Annotated in this window: 11 protein-coding genes; 3 read left to right on the forward strand and 8 right to left on the reverse strand. The window is 73.7% G+C overall.

What is annotated here, in order from left to right:
- Positions 1–18: 18 nt before the first annotated feature.
- The 3 genes from WMF14_RS01610 to WMF14_RS01620 are packed head-to-tail and all read right to left on the reverse strand — an operon-like array spanning position 19 to position 6,020.
- Positions 19–348 (reverse strand): hypothetical protein, encoded by a 330-nt coding sequence (locus tag WMF14_RS01610; protein WP_437798436.1) that lies wholly within the window; start codon positions 346–348, stop codon positions 19–21.
- A complete protein-coding gene (locus WMF14_RS01615; protein WP_437798438.1) occupies positions 345–5,075 on the reverse strand; it encodes a sigma 54-interacting transcriptional regulator in 4,731 nt (1,576 codons plus the stop codon). The genes WMF14_RS01610 and WMF14_RS01615 overlap by 4 nt, the downstream gene beginning before the upstream one ends.
- 12 nt (positions 5,076–5,087) lie before the next feature.
- On the reverse strand, positions 5,088–6,020 hold the full coding sequence (locus tag WMF14_RS01620; protein WP_437798439.1) for a hypothetical protein: 933 nt from the start codon (positions 6,018–6,020) through the stop codon (positions 5,088–5,090).
- 323 nt (positions 6,021–6,343) lie between these two features.
- Here WMF14_RS01620 and WMF14_RS01625 point away from each other — a divergent pair, with 323 nt between their 5' ends.
- Genes WMF14_RS01625 through WMF14_RS01635 form a run of 3 tightly spaced genes read left to right on the forward strand, consistent with a single transcriptional unit; the run spans position 6,344 to position 9,291 of the window.
- Positions 6,344–7,495 (forward strand): alpha/beta fold hydrolase, encoded by a 1,152-nt coding sequence (locus WMF14_RS01625; protein WP_272097422.1) that lies wholly within the window; start codon positions 6,344–6,346, stop codon positions 7,493–7,495.
- Positions 7,496–7,538: 43 nt separating this feature from the next.
- Complete coding sequence (locus WMF14_RS01630) at positions 7,539–8,759, forward strand: GNAT family N-acetyltransferase (protein WP_272097423.1); 1,221 nt, start codon at positions 7,539–7,541, stop codon at positions 8,757–8,759.
- Positions 8,760–8,772: 13 nt separating this feature from the next.
- Positions 8,773–9,291 carry a J domain-containing protein gene (locus WMF14_RS01635; protein ID WP_272097424.1) on the forward strand — a complete coding sequence of 173 codons (519 nt, stop codon included), beginning with the start codon at positions 8,773–8,775 and terminating at the stop codon, positions 9,289–9,291.
- 21 nt (positions 9,292–9,312) lie between these two features.
- On the opposite strand, the gene WMF14_RS01640 is transcribed toward WMF14_RS01635, so the two are convergent.
- The 5 genes from WMF14_RS01640 to WMF14_RS01660 form a co-directional block, all read right to left on the reverse strand.
- A complete protein-coding gene (locus WMF14_RS01640) occupies positions 9,313–12,633 on the reverse strand; it encodes a protein kinase domain-containing protein (protein ID WP_437798440.1) in 3,321 nt (1,106 codons plus the stop codon).
- 302 nt (positions 12,634–12,935) lie between these two features.
- Complete coding sequence (locus WMF14_RS01645; protein ID WP_272097426.1) at positions 12,936–13,640, reverse strand: thioredoxin family protein; 705 nt, start codon at positions 13,638–13,640, stop codon at positions 12,936–12,938.
- A 38-nt stretch (positions 13,641–13,678) separates the two neighbouring features.
- A complete protein-coding gene (locus WMF14_RS01650; protein WP_437798441.1) occupies positions 13,679–14,572 on the reverse strand; it encodes a hypothetical protein in 894 nt (297 codons plus the stop codon).
- A gap of 2 nt (positions 14,573–14,574) precedes the next feature.
- On the reverse strand, positions 14,575–15,603 hold the full coding sequence (locus WMF14_RS01655; protein WP_437798443.1) for a phosphatase PAP2 family protein: 1,029 nt from the start codon (positions 15,601–15,603) through the stop codon (positions 14,575–14,577).
- Positions 15,604–15,619: 16 nt separating this feature from the next.
- Positions 15,620–15,976 carry a cupin domain-containing protein gene (locus WMF14_RS01660; RefSeq protein WP_272097429.1) on the reverse strand — a complete coding sequence of 119 codons (357 nt, stop codon included), beginning with the start codon at positions 15,974–15,976 and terminating at the stop codon, positions 15,620–15,622.
- Between the last annotated feature and the right edge of the window lie 24 nt (positions 15,977–16,000).

Raw genomic sequence — 16,000 nt, forward strand, 5'->3', positions numbered from 1 at the left:
CGCCCGTCCGGTGAGCGCTCAGCGCCGCCGCCTGCCGCGCGCCGGCTTGCCGCTGCCTCCGCGGCGCGGCGCCGGCTTCTCGCCGCCGGGGCGCGGGGGCGGCTTCTCTCCACCGGGGCGCTGGGCCGGCTTCTCCGGCGGCGCCTCCGTCGTCCGGACGACGAGCAGCGCTCGCCCGCGCTCGAAGGTCGGCGTCACGCTCACGTAGCCGTTCTCCCGCGCGAAGCCCGCCATGTCGCCGCGGTGCTCATCCATGTACCGGCTGAACCGCGTCCAGAGATCGCGCGCCTCCTCGTCGGCGAGGGGCGCGCCGTCGATGGAGGCGGCGAGGTTCGAACGATCGCTCACTGGATCCCGTACTCCTTGAGGCGCCGGTAGAACGTCCGGCGCGGCAGGCCCACGACCTGCGCCGCCTTCACCCGGTTCCAGTTACAGCTCGAGAGCGCGACAAGGATCCGCTCCCGCTCGCTCGCCTTGTGCGCGTCCAGCGACGTCTCGAGGCGGCGCGGATCGCTCGACGGCGGTGCCCGGCCCGCGCTCGCGGGCGCCCCGCCGCCGGCGGGCGCTCGCGGCGGGGGCGCGGCGCCGCTGTCGAGCGAGCCCCGCAGCGACCGAGGCGCCGCGTCGGGGAGCTCGAAGTCCTCGCTCTCCAGCTCGGGGCGATCCGACAGGACCCACGCGTTGAGCAGCACGTTCTCGAGCTGCCGCACGTTCCCGGGCCAGGTGTACGCCGACAGCCGCTTCAGCGCGGCGCGGGACACGCTGCGGCGATCGCGGCCGTAGCGCGCGGCGAAGATCCCGAGGAAGTAGTCGATGAGCAGCGGGATGTCCTCGATCCGCTGGCGCAGCGACGGCACCCGCACCTCGACGACGTGCAGCCGGTAGTAGAGATCCTCGCGGAACGTGCCCCTCGAGACCATGTCGGCGAGGTCCCGGTGCGTCGCCGCGATGACCCGCGCGTCGACAGGCTCCTCGCGCGCGCCGCCGACCGGACGGACGACCTTCTCCTGCAGCACGCGCAGCAGCCCGGCCTGCATCTTCTGCGGCATCTCCCCGATCTCGTCGAGCAGGATGGTGCCGCCGGTCACCTCCCGGAAGAGCCCCTTCCGGTCGCGGTCGGCGCCCGTGAACGCGCCGCGGACATGCCCGAAGAGCTCGCTCTCCAGCAGGTGCTCCGGGATCGCGCCGCAGTTGACGCCGACGAACGGCTTCTTCGCCCGCGGGCTCGCGTTGTGGATCGTCCTGGCGACGACCTCCTTGCCCGTCCCGCTCTCGCCCGTGATCAGGATCGGGATGTCCGTGTCCTTCACCCGGTCGATGAGCGCGTACACGCGGCGCATCGCCTCGCTCGTGCCGACAAGGCCCTCGTAGCCGAAATGGCCGCGGATTACCGCGCGCGCCGAGCGCAGATCCCGCCGCGTCGCGGCCAGCTGCGCGGTGCGGTGGCCGAGGAGCTCCTCCAGCTTGGCGCGCGCCGCGCGCAGCTCCTCGTTCGCGCGCTCGAGCTCGCGGGCGCGGCGCTCGTTCTCGCTCACGAGCCGCGCCGTCTCGATGGCGATCGCGACCTGATCGGCCAGCGCCGTCAGCGTCGGGAGCTCCACCTCGAACTTCGCCGCCGCGCTCAGCCGGGTCTCCAGGTACAGCGCGCCGATCACCTGCCCGCTCCGCTGCCGGATCGGCACGCACGCGACCGACTGCAGCATGAGCTGGTGCACCGAGACGTAATCGCTCATGCGCGCGTCGTCCCGCGCGCTCGCGGTCACGACCGACTCGCCCGTGGAGATCACCCGCTCGGCGATCGAGCTGGAGAAGCGCGCGTGCGGGTCGTCCCCCGCCTGGTCGCGCGAGGCGTGGATCGAGAGATCGACAGCGCCTTCGCCCGCAGCCTGCTGCAGCTCGTCGCGCGGCGGCCGCTGCAGGATGATGAACCCGCGCTCCGCCTGGAGGAGCGCGATCGCATGATCGGTCACCTTCGCGAGCAGGCGCGTGAGATCGTGCTCGCCCGCGATCTCGCGGTTGATCTCGAGGACCCGCGCCAGCCGGTCCTCGCCCTGCGGGGGCGCCGCGCCGGCCTGCGCGCCCGCGCTCTGCTGGGTGAACGGCACCGTGCGGCTGCTCATCAGCTCGAGCATCGCGGCCGCCCGGATCTCCTTGCGCCGGGCGTCGTTCCAGAACACTTCCCGGAGGTCGCGCGGCAGCTTCGAGGCGATCTCCTCCAGCGTGATCAGCGCCTCCTCGCGGTCGTGGCGCGCCCGGATGAGGTGCCCCCGCTCCGTCTCGAGCTGCGCCCGCGCCTCCAGCGAGCGCCAGATCCAGTCGCGCTGGCCCGCGGCGCGCGCCGCGTCGAGCGCCTCGTCGTACGCCGACCGGGCCCGCCACTCGTCGCGCGCGAGCGCCGCGACGCGGCCGCGGGCCAGCGCGAGCAGGGCGCGGTGGGCGCCGGTCGTCCCCAGGCGCTCCGACGCCACGTCGATCTCCTCGCCGAGGGCGCGCGGATCCGCGCCGGCGCGCGCCACCGCGAAGAGCACGCGCTCGAGCCGCGCCTCGACCCCGTCGATGCGCCGGCCCATCGCCTCGTACGCCTCGGCGCACTCGAGGCAGAGCCGCTCGGCCTGCTCGAGATCGCCCGAGCGCGCCGCGTGCTCCGCCTCGAGCGCGAGCAGCTGCGCCTGCTGCTGCGGCGCGAGATCCGCGCGCTGGGCGGCGAGCGCGTCGAGCGACACCCGGGCCCGCGCGAGCCGCCCGAGGTAGAGGTCGAGGTTCGCGAGGTTGAGGAGCGCCTGGCGGATCGTCGCGACGCGGCCGGAGCGCCGGCCCAGATCGACGGCGGCCTCGAGGTGGCGGATGGCCGCGCCGAGGTCGCCCTGGAGCTTCGTGAGCGCGGCGAGGTTCAGGCGGGTCGTCGCGAGCGTGCCCGCGTCGCCTGCCTGCTCCGCGGCCGTGAGCGCCTCCTCGTAGACCACCTTCGCCTCGCTGAGGCGGTCGTCCCGCTGGAGCGCGAAGGCGAGCGACACGAGCGCGACCGACAGGATGCGCGGCTCTCCCGTGAGCCGCGCGAGCCGGACCGCGTGCTCCAGCGTGCGCTTCGCGTCCTCGTGCCGCGAGGCGAAGCTCTGCGCGAGCCCGCGCGTCGCCACCGCCTCGGCGACGATCGCCTCGGGCGACGCGCCGAACGCGGCGGCCGTCGCGACCTCGGAGCGCGGCGCGCCGGTGAGCTCCGCCTCGATCTTGAGCGGGCCCACGCGCTCCACGGCCTCGCCGGCGCGGCGCTCCGCCTCGCCGTAGTCGCCGGCGCGCACGAGCGCGCGGGCCATCTGCAGCGACCAGAACGCCGCCAGCGCGTGATCGCGCGAGGCCTCGACCTGGTCCTTCACGCGCCCGAGCTCGGCGAGCGCCCTCGCCGTGTCGCCGCGGTTCATGGCGAGCCGCGCGCGCGCGATGGTCAAGGTGGGCACCGCGGCGGGCGAGCCGTCGCCCACGTGCCGCCCGAGCGCCTCTGCGGCCGCGTCGAAGTGGCCGCGGTCGAGCAGCCGGTGGATCTCCGCCGGCGGCAGCGCCGCCCCCTCGGCGCCCGCGCCGCCCGGCCCGGACGCCACCGCGCTCGTCGGGGGCGCGTCGAGCAGCCGATCGACGTCCTCGGTCGACGCGACGGGCGCGCGCGCGATGCGCGCGACGATCTCGCGGATGCGCCCGGGCCACCGCCCCGCGCGGGAGACGACGTGCGCCGCCACCGCGTCGCTCAGCGACGGGATGGTGCGCTGCACGAGCTCGCGGGCGACCTGCTCGTCGAGCGGCGCCATCTCGAAGCGCTCGAACCCGCGGCCCAGGCGCGCGGGGGAAGGCGCGTCGTCAACGGGCGCGCCGCGCGCCGCGCGAGGCGCGCCTGGCGCCCGGCCCGCGCCGCCCTCCGATGGATCCCCGAGCACGAACACGAGCTTGCCGCCGGCCTTCCGCACCTCGTCGAGGCGCTCGAGCGCCGCGTCGCCGAGCCGGTCGGCGTCGTCGACGAGCGCCGTCACCCGGCCGAGATCGTGCTCCGACAGCTCGATCGAGAGCGCCTCGCGCGGGTCTGCCACGCGGGCCGCCTCGACCCACGCGACGGCGTACCCGCCCACCTCGAGCGACCACGCGATGCGCCGGAGCAGCGCGCTCCGCCCGGAAGAGCGCGGGCCGTCGATCGAGAGCCCGCCGCCCGCGGGCAGCGCCATGATCTGCGCGAGCAGCCGCGTGGAGGGCGCGTCCAGCCCGACGATGGGCCAGACCACGGCGCCCGCGTCCGCGTCGGGCCTCGCCCCCGCCTCGCCCGGCCTCCCGGCCTCCTCGCCCGGCCCGGAGGGGAGCCGCGCCGCGCGCCGGAGCGCGTTCGCGAGCTCGTCCGCGCTCGGGTAGCGCGCGTTCGGGTCCTTGGCGGTCGCCCGGTCGACGACCCCCTGGAGCGCCTCGACGACCTTCGGATCGCGATCGCCCCCGCTGTCGCGGAGGGCCTCGGCGAGCGTCGCGCCGAGCGCGAACACCTCGGCGCGGACGGTGAGCGCGTCGCCCTGGAAGAGCTCCGGCGCGGCGTAGCGGGGCGTGAGGCCCAGGGGCCGCGAGCCGTCGTCGCGGAACGGCGCGGCGAGGCCGAGGTCGACGAGCGTCGCGCGGCCGCCCTCGCCGACGATGATGTTCGCGGGCTTCACGTCGCCGTGCAGCAGGAGCGCGCGGTGCAGGCGCGTCAGCTGATCGGCCGCGTCGGCGATGGCCGCGAGGTTCCTGGCCAGGTCGCCCTTGCGCGCGAGCAGATCGGCGAGGCTCGTCCCCTCGACGAGCTCGCGCACCATGAACGGCCGCCCTGACGCCGGCAGCCGGCCGAAGCGGAGCACGCGCGGCACGCCGAGGCCCTCGACGCCCGACAGCGCCGCCGCCTCGCGGACGAGCGCGAGCACCTCCGGCTCGTCCGCCTCCTCGCCGAGCGTCTTCAGCGCGACCGTCTTGCCGGTGAGGCGGTCGCGCACCGCCCACACCTCGCCACCACCGCCCTTTCCGAGCGCCCCGATCGGCTCATAGCGCGGGGGAAACAGCGGACGCGACGTCACCTCATCCCTCGATCAGAGGCCATACCCCGCGGACAGCCCGAAAAACAACCCTGTGATGGAGAAGCCGGCGTCGAGCCGCGTCTGCAGCTGCTTGATCGGCTTGTACCGGAAGCTGAGCTGCGGGAACGAGATCCATGGGAACACCGACGGCTTGGATCCTCCGTTGATCCAGCTCGGCTCGTCGTAGTTGCCGAAATGGTCGTTGGAGCCGTCGCAGAAGCCGCCGGTCGGGCCGGCGCACTTGCTCCACGAGCCCACGTCGTCGGGGTCGAGGCGCGACGGGTTGTTCGGGTACGCCTGCGCGCGGTAGAGGTTGCCGAAGACGACGCCGAGCCCGACGCCGCCGCCGATGAGCAGGGAGAAGCGGCCCTTCTCCTTATCGAGCGGGATCTCGTAGAGGAGATCGGTCGTGAAGTAGACGAGCTTCATGTCGCTCGAGACCATCTCCCAGGCGTCGTTGCCGTCGTTCTTCCCCTTGAAGAGGAAGGGATCCATCGAGTAGTCCGCGTAGGAGATCGCCAGATCGATCTCGAGCCCGTCCCTGCGTGTGGCGAGCTCCGGGCCGAACGTGAACACGTTCACGGACGCCCCGCCGTCCGCGAAGAGGTTGATCATCGCCTTCGGCACAATGAGGTTCCGGAACCGGAGCCCGGCGAACCGATAGGTCTTGCCCTCCCTCTCGAACGGGGCGTTGTCATCCGCGGCCTCGGGGGGCGCTTCCTGCGGCTTTTCCTTCTCGCCGGGCGCCTTGTCGTCCTGCGCCTTCTCGTCCGTGGCCTGCTTCTCGGCAGCAGCGGAGTCGTCCTGTTTGCCTTCGGCGTCGTCCTTCTTGGGCTGCGCGCTGGCGCTCGACGAGAAGCACACGGCGCCGAGCAGCGCGGCGAGCGCGGCGGCCCTGGTGTGCACCCCGACCGCGAGCTGCCGACCCATCTTCACGTGGTACATTGTAGGTCACCTAGCGATGCGTAAGTTCAGGGCCGGGCTCCGGCGCCCACGGAACGGGCGCGCCGAGGCCAGCCTCGGGTTCTCCGCGCGCCCCGGTGGACCGGGCACCAGCGAGGGGAGGGTACACGAGACGCAGCGCCGTGTGACGCCCGCGGACCGCCCACGGCGGAGCTTTTTCCACGACGGCGCGCCAGAGCGCGCCTGCTCGTGATCAGCGTGGGTGGCCGTGCGATGTTGGCGCGGCAAAGGCCCTACGGCGGCGGCATCCCCGGCGGGCCAAACGAGGTTGCGCACAGCAAAATAATCCGCAATAGACGGAAAGGATGATCCTGCATCAGGCCCAGGTCGAGCAGACGGTCGACCGCGACGAGCGGGACAGGTTCATCAAGGAGCTCGTGGTGGTGCGGGTCCGGAGCACCGCGCACGAGTCCCCGCCGGCGAGCCGCGGGATCGAGGGGGCGCGTGCGCCGGGGGTGGAGGACGCGGAGCCGGTGGAGCGGGACGTGCCGCTGGCGATGATCCGCAAGCGGAGCGCGCGGCTCCGGAGCACGGTGGCGAGCGTGCTGTTGATCCACGGGTACGGCCAGAACCGGTACATCTGGCACCTGCCGTCGCGGAGCTTTTCCAACTACCTGGCGCGTGCGGGCTTCGACGTCTTCAACCTGGACCTGCGGGGGCACGGGCGGTCGCGGCACCTCGGGGCGCGGCGGCCGGCCCACGTGACCGATTTCGTGCGCGAGGACGTGCCGGCGGCGATCGAGGAGATCCGGCGCATCTCGGGCCCGCGGCCTGTGTACCTGATCGGCCACTCGCTCGGCGGGCTCGTCAGCTACGCGACGGCGCCGACGATGGGGGACGCGGTCGGCGGGATCGTCACGCTCGGGAGCCCGTACCTGTTCACGCACGGGTCGCGGTCGCTCGCGCTGCTCGGCCGGCTGATGCTGACGGTCGACCGGCGCGTCCCGCTCGGGCAGGGGGCGCTCCCGCTGTCGGCGTGGGGCGAGCCGTTCCGGTTCGTGCGGGCGTTCGTCGAGAGCCCGATCTTTCCGCTGCCGATCCGGGGGTTCGTGCCCGGCTCGATGGAGACGCGGGTGCTCACGCAGCACATGTCGCTGGCGATGGACAGCGGCAGCATCACGGTGCTCCGGAACATGTTCCTCGACGCGGCGGCGTCGCGGAAGAGCGGCCACCACATGGGGAGCCTCTTCGGCTACGCCGAGCGCTTCGAGCACCTCGACCTGCCGCTGCTGGTCATCGCGGGCACGCACGACGACCTCGCGCCGCCGGCGTCGGTGAAGCCGGCCTACGACTTCAGCCGCTCCTCGGACAAGACGTACCGCGCGTTCCCGCGCGGCCACCTCGACATCGTCGTCGGCCGGGACGCGCCGCTCACGGTGTGGCCGCTCATCGAGGCCTGGCTGAAGACGCGCATCCGGCGGGCGGCGGCGAGGGAGCGCGATCGGCTGAGCGCGTAGGGGCGCCAAGCGAGGGCGCCGGCGCGACTGCTATCGTAGCCTGATGAACATCGAGCTCCGGCAGCTGGGCATCGAGCGGTACGGCGAGTTCGTCCATCCGATCCTCACCGCCTTCGGCGCGCTCCTGAACCCCGAGCGCATGGAGGGGACGAAGCGGCTCCAGGAGTTCACCTTGCGCCTCGGCGCGTACGACGGCGAGTCGCTCGTCGGCGCCGCCGGCACGTTCTCGCTCACGATGACCACGCCGGGCGGCGCCGTCCCGGCTGCCGGGCTCACGGCGGTCGCGGTCATGCCGACGCACCGCCGCCGCGGCATCCTCACGCGCCTCGTCCGGCGGCACCTCGACGAGGCGCGGGCCGCGGGGCAGCCGATCTCCGCTCTCTGGGCCACGGAGGGCTCCATCTACGGCCGCTTCGGCTACGGCCTCGCGTCGCAGGCGTGCTCCATCTCGATCGAGCGCGATCGCAGCGCGTTCCGTGGGGAGGCGAGCGCGGAGGGCCGGGCGCGGCTGCTCGGGGAAGCCGAGGCGCTCGAGGCGTTCGCGCCGGTCTGGGAGCGCGCCCGCCCGCTCGTCCCCGGGATGCTGGCGCGCTCGGAGCCGTGGTGGCGGGGCCGGCGGCTGAGCGACAACGACTTCATCCGCCAGGGGGGCGGCCAGCTCCAGCGCGTCGTGATCGAGGTCGACGGGCGCGCCGAGGCCTACGCGCTGTACTGCGTGCATCACCGGTGGGACGCGTCCACGATCCCGATCGGCTCGGTCCGCGTCATCGAGGCGATCGGCGCCTCGCCGCTCGGGACCAGGCTCGTCTGGCGGTACCTCTTCGACATCGATCTGGCGCAGCGGATCGAGGCGAGCCTCCTGCCGCCCGATCATCCCCTCGGCATGCTCCTCGTCGAGCCGCGGCGGCTGCGCCTCACGGCGAGCGACGGGCTGTGGGTGCGCATCGTGGACGTCGAGGCCGCGCTCGCGGCGCGCGCCTACGGCAGCGGCGAGGCGCTCACGCTCGAGATCACCGACCGCGATTGCCCCTCGAACGCGGGCCGGTTCCGGCTGCACGGGGGCGAGCGGCGCGCGACGCGGACCACGGCGGCGCCGGACCTCCGCCTCGACATCACGGCGCTCGGCTCGGCGTACCTCGGCGGCGTCTCCTTCCGTTGCATGGCCGACGCGGGCCAGGTCGAGGAGCTCTCCGGAGGCGCCGTCGAGCGCGCGGACAGCCTGTTCCGCGCCGCGCGCGCCCCGTGGTGCCCCGAGATCTTCTGAAGGCCCGGCCCCGATGACGCTCCCGCTCCGCGGTGTCTACGCGGTGACCCCGACCCGCCGCCGCCGCTTCCTGTGGGCCGCATGGTGGACGGCCGAGCCGGCGCGCGAGCCGTTCCGCCCTCCGGACGCGAGCCAGGGCGGCGCGCGGACCGTCGAGGAGGCGCGGGCGCAGGCCGAGCGCGCGGCCGGGCGCCCGCTCGTCGAGATCGAGCCGGCGTGGGCGACGGCCTGGACGCGCATCCTGCGCGGCGAGCCCCCGTGGCCCAAGCCGCGCGCGCGGCGGGAGGCGCCCCCGCCGCCACCCGGGCCGTCGAGGCGCGCGCCGTCGCGGCCTGCGTCCGCGCGCGGCGCGTCGCCGTTCGCGGTGCTCGGACTGGCGGAGGCCGCGAGCGCGGACGAGATCCGCCAGGCGTTCCGCCGGCTCGCGCTCGTCACGCACCCCGATCGCGGCGGCGACGCCGGCGAGTTCATGCGCGTCAAGTGGGCTCACGACGAGGCGATGGCCAGGCTGACGCGGCCCAGGCGCCGGTAGGGGTGCTGCGGGGATCTGGGGCTAAGGAGGGCTCGCCGCGGCGACCTTCCCCGCCTCGTCGAGGAGCGGCGCGTACTCGCGCGTGAGCAGCGGGTTGCCGCGGAGCGCCTGATCGAGCAGGGCTCCTGCGCGCCGGGCCAGCTCCAGGCGCGCCGCCCGCTCGCGCTCTGCCTTTGCCTTCAGGAGGAGCAGCGCGCCCTTCCTGGCGCTCGCCAGCGGGAAGCCCGGGTCGATGGCCAGCGTGCGATCGATCAGCGCGAGCCCCGCCTCGATCTCCGAGCGCACGTCGAGGAGCCCCGGCCCGGTCAGGGCGGCGCGCTGCCTGTGGACCTCGGCCAGGGTGCCGAAGATCCTCGGGTTGCCCCCGTTCGCCTCGTGGGCGCGGAGCAGCGACCGCTCCGCGGCGTCGAGCGCCGGCGCGGGGCTCCTGCCGCGCGACGCGGCCCACCGCGCCGAGAGCAGCTCGATGTGCCCGAGCGCGAGGAGCGCCCCGGCGTTCTGCGGCCTCGCGGCCACGATGGGCTCGATCGCGCCCCTCGCGGCGCGGAGCGCGGCCGTCGGATCCTCCCCCCGGAGGAGCGCCCAGTGCGCCGCCTCGATGCGCGCGAGGCCCGCGCCCTGCTGCGCCTCGAGATCGTCCGGGTTGAGATCCGCCGCCGCGCCGTACGCCTCGAGCGACCGCGCGAGCGAGACCTCCGGGCTCTCGCCGGTGAGCCGCTGGTGCCGGCCCTGGATCAGGTAGGTCAGGGCCAGGTTGTTGTAGGCGCGGTAGCTGTCCGGGCGCCGCCGGAGCGCCGCCTCGAGGCTGTCCTTGGCCACGTCGAGCGACTCCTCGGGCGACGCGCCGTGGTCGAGCTCGTACTGCGCGCGCCGCGCGTAGAGCCAGCCCTGGTTGAGGAGCGGCGGCATGTCGTTCGGCGCGATCTCGATCGCCCGCTCGGCGTACGACGCGCCGATCTCGAAGAGGGAGAGGGGATCGGCGCCGCGGGACGCGGCGTACTCGGCCATCATGCCGTAGGCGATCGCGGCGTCGTTCCACGCCCAGAACGAGTTCGGGTCGAGGGCGAGCGATCGCTGCGCGCTGTCGACCGCGCGGCCGAGCGAGGGCCACGCGTCGAGCCCCACGGAGCTCTCGTGCGACGCGAGGAGGAAGAAGCTCGCCCCCATCGCGCCGTACGCGGTCGCGTCCGACGGGTCGCCCTGGACCGCTTGCTCGCTGGCCGCGACCGCCTCGACGAGGTCCGACCTCGGGTCCGAGCCGCGCGACAGGTCGCGCCTCGCGCGGTGCACGAGCGCCCAGGCCTTCTTGGCGAGCGCGCCGCTCGCCCGCGGGTTGGCCTGGAGCGCCCTGTCGCACCGGGCGATGATCTGCGCGACGACCTCCTGCGCGTCTCCGCCGCGCTGCGCCTCGATCAGCATGATCTCGCTCAGGGCGCGCGCGGTCGCCTCGTGGACGTCGGGATCGCTCTCGGCCATCTCCGCCGCGGCCTTGTACGAGGCGACGGCCTCCCAGAACTCGACGAGCGCCGCCGCGTGCTCCCCGAGGTCGCGCGCCGCCGTGCCCTTCGCGAGCAGGATGTCGCCCTCCAGCTTCTTCGCCTCGTATTCCCAGGGGGATCGCGCGAACGCCAGCCGCGCTTCGGTGAGCGCCTCGTCGAACCGCCCCTCGTAGAGCGCGATGAGCGCCACGGCGTACGACGGCGGCTCCGCGGCCGATCGCACGCTGTCCCTCAGGTACCTGATCGCCGGCTGCTTGTGCCGCTCCTCGAGCTCGAGCTGGTGCGCGGACCGCTCCCCCTTGTCGGCGAGGCGCCGCGCCCGATCGAGCCCCTTCAGGTAGAGCATGCCGTGCACGAGGCCCGCCGCGAATTTCACGTCGCGCGTGGCATACCCGCTCGCGAGCGCCGCCTCGAGGTGCGCGAGCGCCTCCTCGGGCTCGTGCAGCGCGAGGTGCCCGCGCCCGAGCGCGTAGCGGCCGGGGCCCTCGACGAGATCGCCCGTCGTCTCGCGCATGCCCTGCATCTTCCGGTCGATCTCGCCCATGCGCGCCCGGATGACCTCCTTCTCCCGCGACACCTCGTGGAGGGGGAGCGCGTAGGCGTAGCGCATGAACAGCTCCATCTCCTTGACGTCCTGACCGAAGCCCTCGGCCAGGGACGCCACGCGCGCGGCGAGCTCGGCCTGCCGCGCGGCGGCGAGCTTCGCGCGGAGGGCGACGGCGCCCGAGAGCGCGAGCACGACGAGCGCCACGGCGGCCGCCGCGACAGCGAGCCTGTGCTTCCTGGCGCGCTTCAGCGCGCGGTAGCCGATGCCCATCGGCCGCGCGTGGATCGGCTCCCCCTCGAGGTAGCGCTCGAGATCGAGCGCGAGCATCTTCGCGGAGTCGTACCGCCGCTGGGGCTCCTTCTCGAGGCACTTCATCACGATGGTCTCGAGATCGACGGGGATCCGCTTGTCGATCTTCCGCACCGGCGCCGGCAGCTCGCGCGCCACGCGGGCGATGAGGCTCGTCACTGACGGGTCGACGTACGGCGGGCGCCCGGCGAGGACCTCGTAGAGCGTGGAGCCGAGGCAGTAGACGTCCGTGCGGCGGTCGAGCTGGCGCTGGCCCCCGGACACCTGCTCGGGCGCCATGTACGCCGGCGTCCCCTCGCCGCTCGTCGTCGCCCGGGCGTCCGCCGCGGTGTCCCTCGCGAGCCCGAAATCGAGGAGGTAAGGGCGGAAGGCGCCGTCGGCCGTCCGCTCCACCAGGATGTTCGCCGGCTTGATATCGCGGTGAATCAGCCCGAGCCGGTGGGCGGCGTGCAGGCCGTCCGCGACGTCGGCCACGATCTTCACCCGCTGCTCGAGGGACATCTGCTGCGCCACCCGGTGGAGCGGCTGGCCGTCGATGTACTGCATGGCGATGAACGGCTGGCCCTGCGCCTCGCCCACCTCGTACACCTTGCAGATGTTCGGGTGCTCGACCCGGGCCTGGGCCCGCGCTTCCCAGATGAAGCGCTGGGCGAGCTCCGGATCGTTGCCCCGTATCAGCTTGAGCGCCACGTACCTGTGGAGTCGGGGGTCCCTGGCCTTGTAGACCGTGCCCATTCCCCCTTTCCCGAGGAGCGACTCGCACTCATACCGATCCCAGTTGCGGATGGGAAACCTGCTCGGCACGTGCGACGAGGGCGGCTCGACGCACATGAACACCGTTTCCTGCGCGGCGCCCGAGCTCCCCGGCGGGGCGGAGCGGGGCGGCCTGCTCTGGGGCGCGATCGCGACGGGGCGGGACGTGGGCTCCTCGTTCGCCGACCACGCGGCGTCCGCGCTCTCCGGGCCCGCTCCTCCCATTCGGCTCATGACTCGGACCCTTTTCAACAGCGAAGGTGGAGCCCCCCCAGCGCATGGCCTCGAATCGCCATCATCCCGGACCGCCTGGCCGCTTGCCAGTGAGCGTCTCGCTTCAGGCGTGAGCTACGAGCGATATGACAGAACTGTCACCCAACGGTAAACCTGAGTTTACGTCCATGTCAACACCCCGGACGGGGCCTATCCCCGGAGCCCGGGACGCCGTCCGCGACGCCATTTGTGGGGCGCGCGACATGACGCCGAGGTGGGTGGGTTCAGCTGCTCCGCTGCTCGAGCGCCCGCCGGCGGGCTGCTCAGTACTTGACGGTGCAGCCGAACGCCTCGGTCTCTTTCGTGGAGATCGCCTTGCCGGCGGCGAGCTCGGCCAGCGCGGCATCGACGTAGTTCGTGACCTGCTCGCCCGGCTCGGGCTCACCGCCCTTCGTGCTGTCGATGGCGCCGGCGTAGACGACCGTACCCTGCGGATCGATGACGACCATGTGCGGTGTGCGCTGGGCGCCGTAGGCGCGCCCGACATCGCCCTTCTCGTCGATGAGGACGGGGTAGCTCATCCCGAACTCGCCCTTTGCCTTCACGTTCTCTTCCTTGGTGGTGCCCTGCTTGCCCGGGGCGCCCGAGTTGATGGCGAGCCACACGACCCCCTTCTGGGCGTGCTGCGCCGGCACGTCCTTCAGGCCGCCTTGGCGGTGCGCGAGCTGCACGAACGGGCAACCCGGGTTGAACCACTCGAGGACGACCGTCTTGCCCTTGTGATCGGCCAGCTTGACGGGCTTGCCGTCGAGGTCCGGCAGCGTGAAATCGGGCGCGGGCTGCCCGATCTTGGCCTGGGCCGCCTTCGCCTGAGCCGCCGGCGCGTCCGCGGCCTTCGCCTTCGGGGCGTCGGCCTTGGCGGGCTGCGGCGCGGCGGCGCCGGTGGCCGCGGGCGCGCTCGCCTCGCCTGGCTGGGTGCACGCCGCGAGGGCCGCGGCGAGGAACGTCAGGGAAATGAGCTTGTTCATCCAGGGACGCTTACCACGCGTCGCGGGAGGCGCATGCGTCACGGGAACTCCGGCCAGCGATCGCCGGTCGCCCACCGGTACCGAAGGCCGAGCTGGCCGAGATCCGCGCCCAGCAGGCCGAGCCGATCGGGCGTCGCCGCCACCACCATCACCGTCCCCACCGCGTCCAGGTGGTGCGTCAACGACACGGCCAGCACGGGGCCAATGCGCACGACGAGGCTGTCGCGGCCAGGGTTGCCGAGCACCTCGGCGGCGGCGCCCAGGCGGAGCTCGCCGAACCGGTCCATCTCCGCCATGTAGCCGAGCCGGGCCCGGTAGAGGTACGGCGGCTTCATCACCGCGTGGAGCGCCTCCTCGTAAAGGTAGAACCCCCGCGGCGTCCCCAGCACCGCATAGCCGGTCGCGACGCCGAACAGGCTGCCTCCGAGCAAGGGTATCGAGCCCGACACCTCGATCTCCCCCGCGACGTACCGCGAAGGGGGGCCCTGCATGAGCTCGGTGTCCCTGCGCGTGTACGACGCTCGAGGCTCGAGGAAATACTGGCTCGTCGAGAAGGCGTATCGCGCGCCGCCGCGGATCTCGACGCTGGGCAGCGCGGCGCGGAGGCCCAGGTACTCCGCGCCGCCGCTCGGCGACACGCTCGCGTAGGCCTCGATCCCGAGCCAGGACCAGTGCGGCTTGCCCACGCCGAGGGCGAGGCTCGGCCGGAAATAGATCACGCCGAGATCCATCAGCGCGGAGAGGAACGGGCGCGCGGCCGCGCTCCGCGCCCAGTACGAGCGCTTCTGCAGGAGGTCGATGCCCGAGGGCACCGGCGGCGGCTCGCCGGCGGTCGACGGCAGATCGGCCGGATCCTGGGCGCCGGCCCCGCGGGGCAGCAGGGTGAGCGCGGCGAGCGCCGCGGCGACGGCCAGCGCGCGGCGGAGCGCCATCGCTAGAACCTGCCCACCAGGTACCCGCCGAGCGGCGCGGGCACGAAGCTGAGCGCGACGCCGTCCCCGCGCGGCGCGCCCGAGGCGGGGGCGCCGCCGCGGTAGTGCAGGAGCCACGGGAGCCCGAGGCCGGTCAGGGCGCCGACCGCCGCGCCCGTGAGCGCGTCGGTCGCGAAGTGCTGGTCGGAGACGACCCGGAGCGTCGCCACGGCCGCCGCCGTCCCGAGCGACGCGGCGCACGCGAGCGCGTCGGGGGCGCCTCCGCCGTACAGGGGCAGGTTCGCGTGGTGCGAGCACACGAGCCCCGCTGCAGTGAACGCGGTCGAGCTGTGGCCGCTGAAGAAGCTCCGGTACCGCTTGCTCCCGCGGCAGTCGAGGTCCTGCTGCTCCTGCGGCCCGGCGCACCCGCCGCGGTAGGGGCGCTCGCGGCTCGTCAGCCCCGCGATGACGCCGTTCAGGGCCGCGTTCAGCGCGAGCGCCTCGACGTCGATCATCGCGATCTCCCAGGCGACGCTGCCGCGGCCGTGCCCCCACCAGGTCACGAGCAAGGCGTCCACCGCGAGGTGGTTGGTCATCAGCGTGAGCAGGAGATCGCTCGCGTCCCGCGCCATCTCGCGCTGGCGATCGCTCCGTATGCGCAGGGCGTCGCGCGCCGAGCCGTCGAAGCCGTTCACGGTCGTCCACCGGCCCTCCGACGGCGGGATGGCGAGCGTGCCGAAGGCGGTCGCGGCCAGGAGCCCCGTGGCCACGTATTCGCTCACGCGGAAGCGCGGCCAGGCCGGATCCCACGCGACCTCGGGCCGCGCGCGCGAGGGCCGCTCCGGCGCGGCCCGGCGCGGCGCGCTCGGCGCCAACGCCCCGGAATGGAGAGCGGTGATGTCGCCGGCTCCCCGTGTCGCCGCGCCGGACGGCGCCGCGGACAGCTCGGCTCGCGCCGCTGCAGACGGCTCGGCGCGCGCCTCTCGAGCGCCGAGCAGCGCCGCCACGGCGAGCGCGCTGGAGGCGAACCGGAGGGCCGCAGCGCACCTCAAGGAGCGGACCGCGCGATCAGAAATCGGGATGGCCGATGACGAGGAACTCGAGCGGACCGGCGCCCGTGTTGCGCAGCCCGTGGTGTACGTTCGTCTCGACGTGCATCATCTGGCCGGGACCGAGGGGCACCTCGCGGTCGCCGACGATGCCGAGCGCGTGCCCGGCCAGGATGTAGATGGTCTCGGTGGTCTCCGTGTGGAGCTCGCGCGAGATCTCGCAGCCGGGCGCCATCGTGCCCCTGTAGAAGCCGAAGGCGTGCCCGCGATCTCTTCCCAGCAGCTGCGCCATGAAGACGCCTCGGTTGGGCAAATACTCCATCACATCTTCGTCGGCTGCGGTCAGCACCACGGCCCCGTCGAGCTGCTGCCTCATGGCGATCCTCCTCCTTCACGAGTG

Origin of the sequence: Sorangium sp. So ce693, from assembly GCF_051521375.1 — a bacterium.
Lineage (GTDB): Bacteria > Myxococcota_A > Polyangia > Polyangiales > Polyangiaceae > Sorangium > Sorangium atrum.

Bases quoted from the DNA above. Each gene is read 5' to 3' on its own strand.
- WMF14_RS01640 (WP_437798440.1), bottom strand. From the start codon at position 12,633: ATGAGCCGAATGGGAGGAGCGGGCCCGGAGAGCGCGGACGCCGCGTGG.
- WMF14_RS01630 (WP_272097423.1), top strand. From the start codon at position 7,539: ATGAACATCGAGCTCCGGCAGCTGGGCATCGAGCGGTACGGCGAGTTC.
- WMF14_RS01650 (WP_437798441.1), bottom strand. From the start codon at position 14,572: ATGGCGCTCCGCCGCGCGCTGGCCGTCGCCGCGGCGCTCGCCGCGCTC.
- WMF14_RS01660 (WP_272097429.1), bottom strand. From the start codon at position 15,976: ATGAGGCAGCAGCTCGACGGGGCCGTGGTGCTGACCGCAGCCGACGAA.
- WMF14_RS01625 (WP_272097422.1), top strand. From the start codon at position 6,344: ATGATCCTGCATCAGGCCCAGGTCGAGCAGACGGTCGACCGCGACGAG.
- WMF14_RS01635 (WP_272097424.1), top strand. From the start codon at position 8,773: ATGACGCTCCCGCTCCGCGGTGTCTACGCGGTGACCCCGACCCGCCGC.
- WMF14_RS01620 (WP_437798439.1), bottom strand. From the start codon at position 6,020: ATGTACCACGTGAAGATGGGTCGGCAGCTCGCGGTCGGGGTGCACACC.
- WMF14_RS01645 (WP_272097426.1), bottom strand. From the start codon at position 13,640: ATGAACAAGCTCATTTCCCTGACGTTCCTCGCCGCGGCCCTCGCGGCG.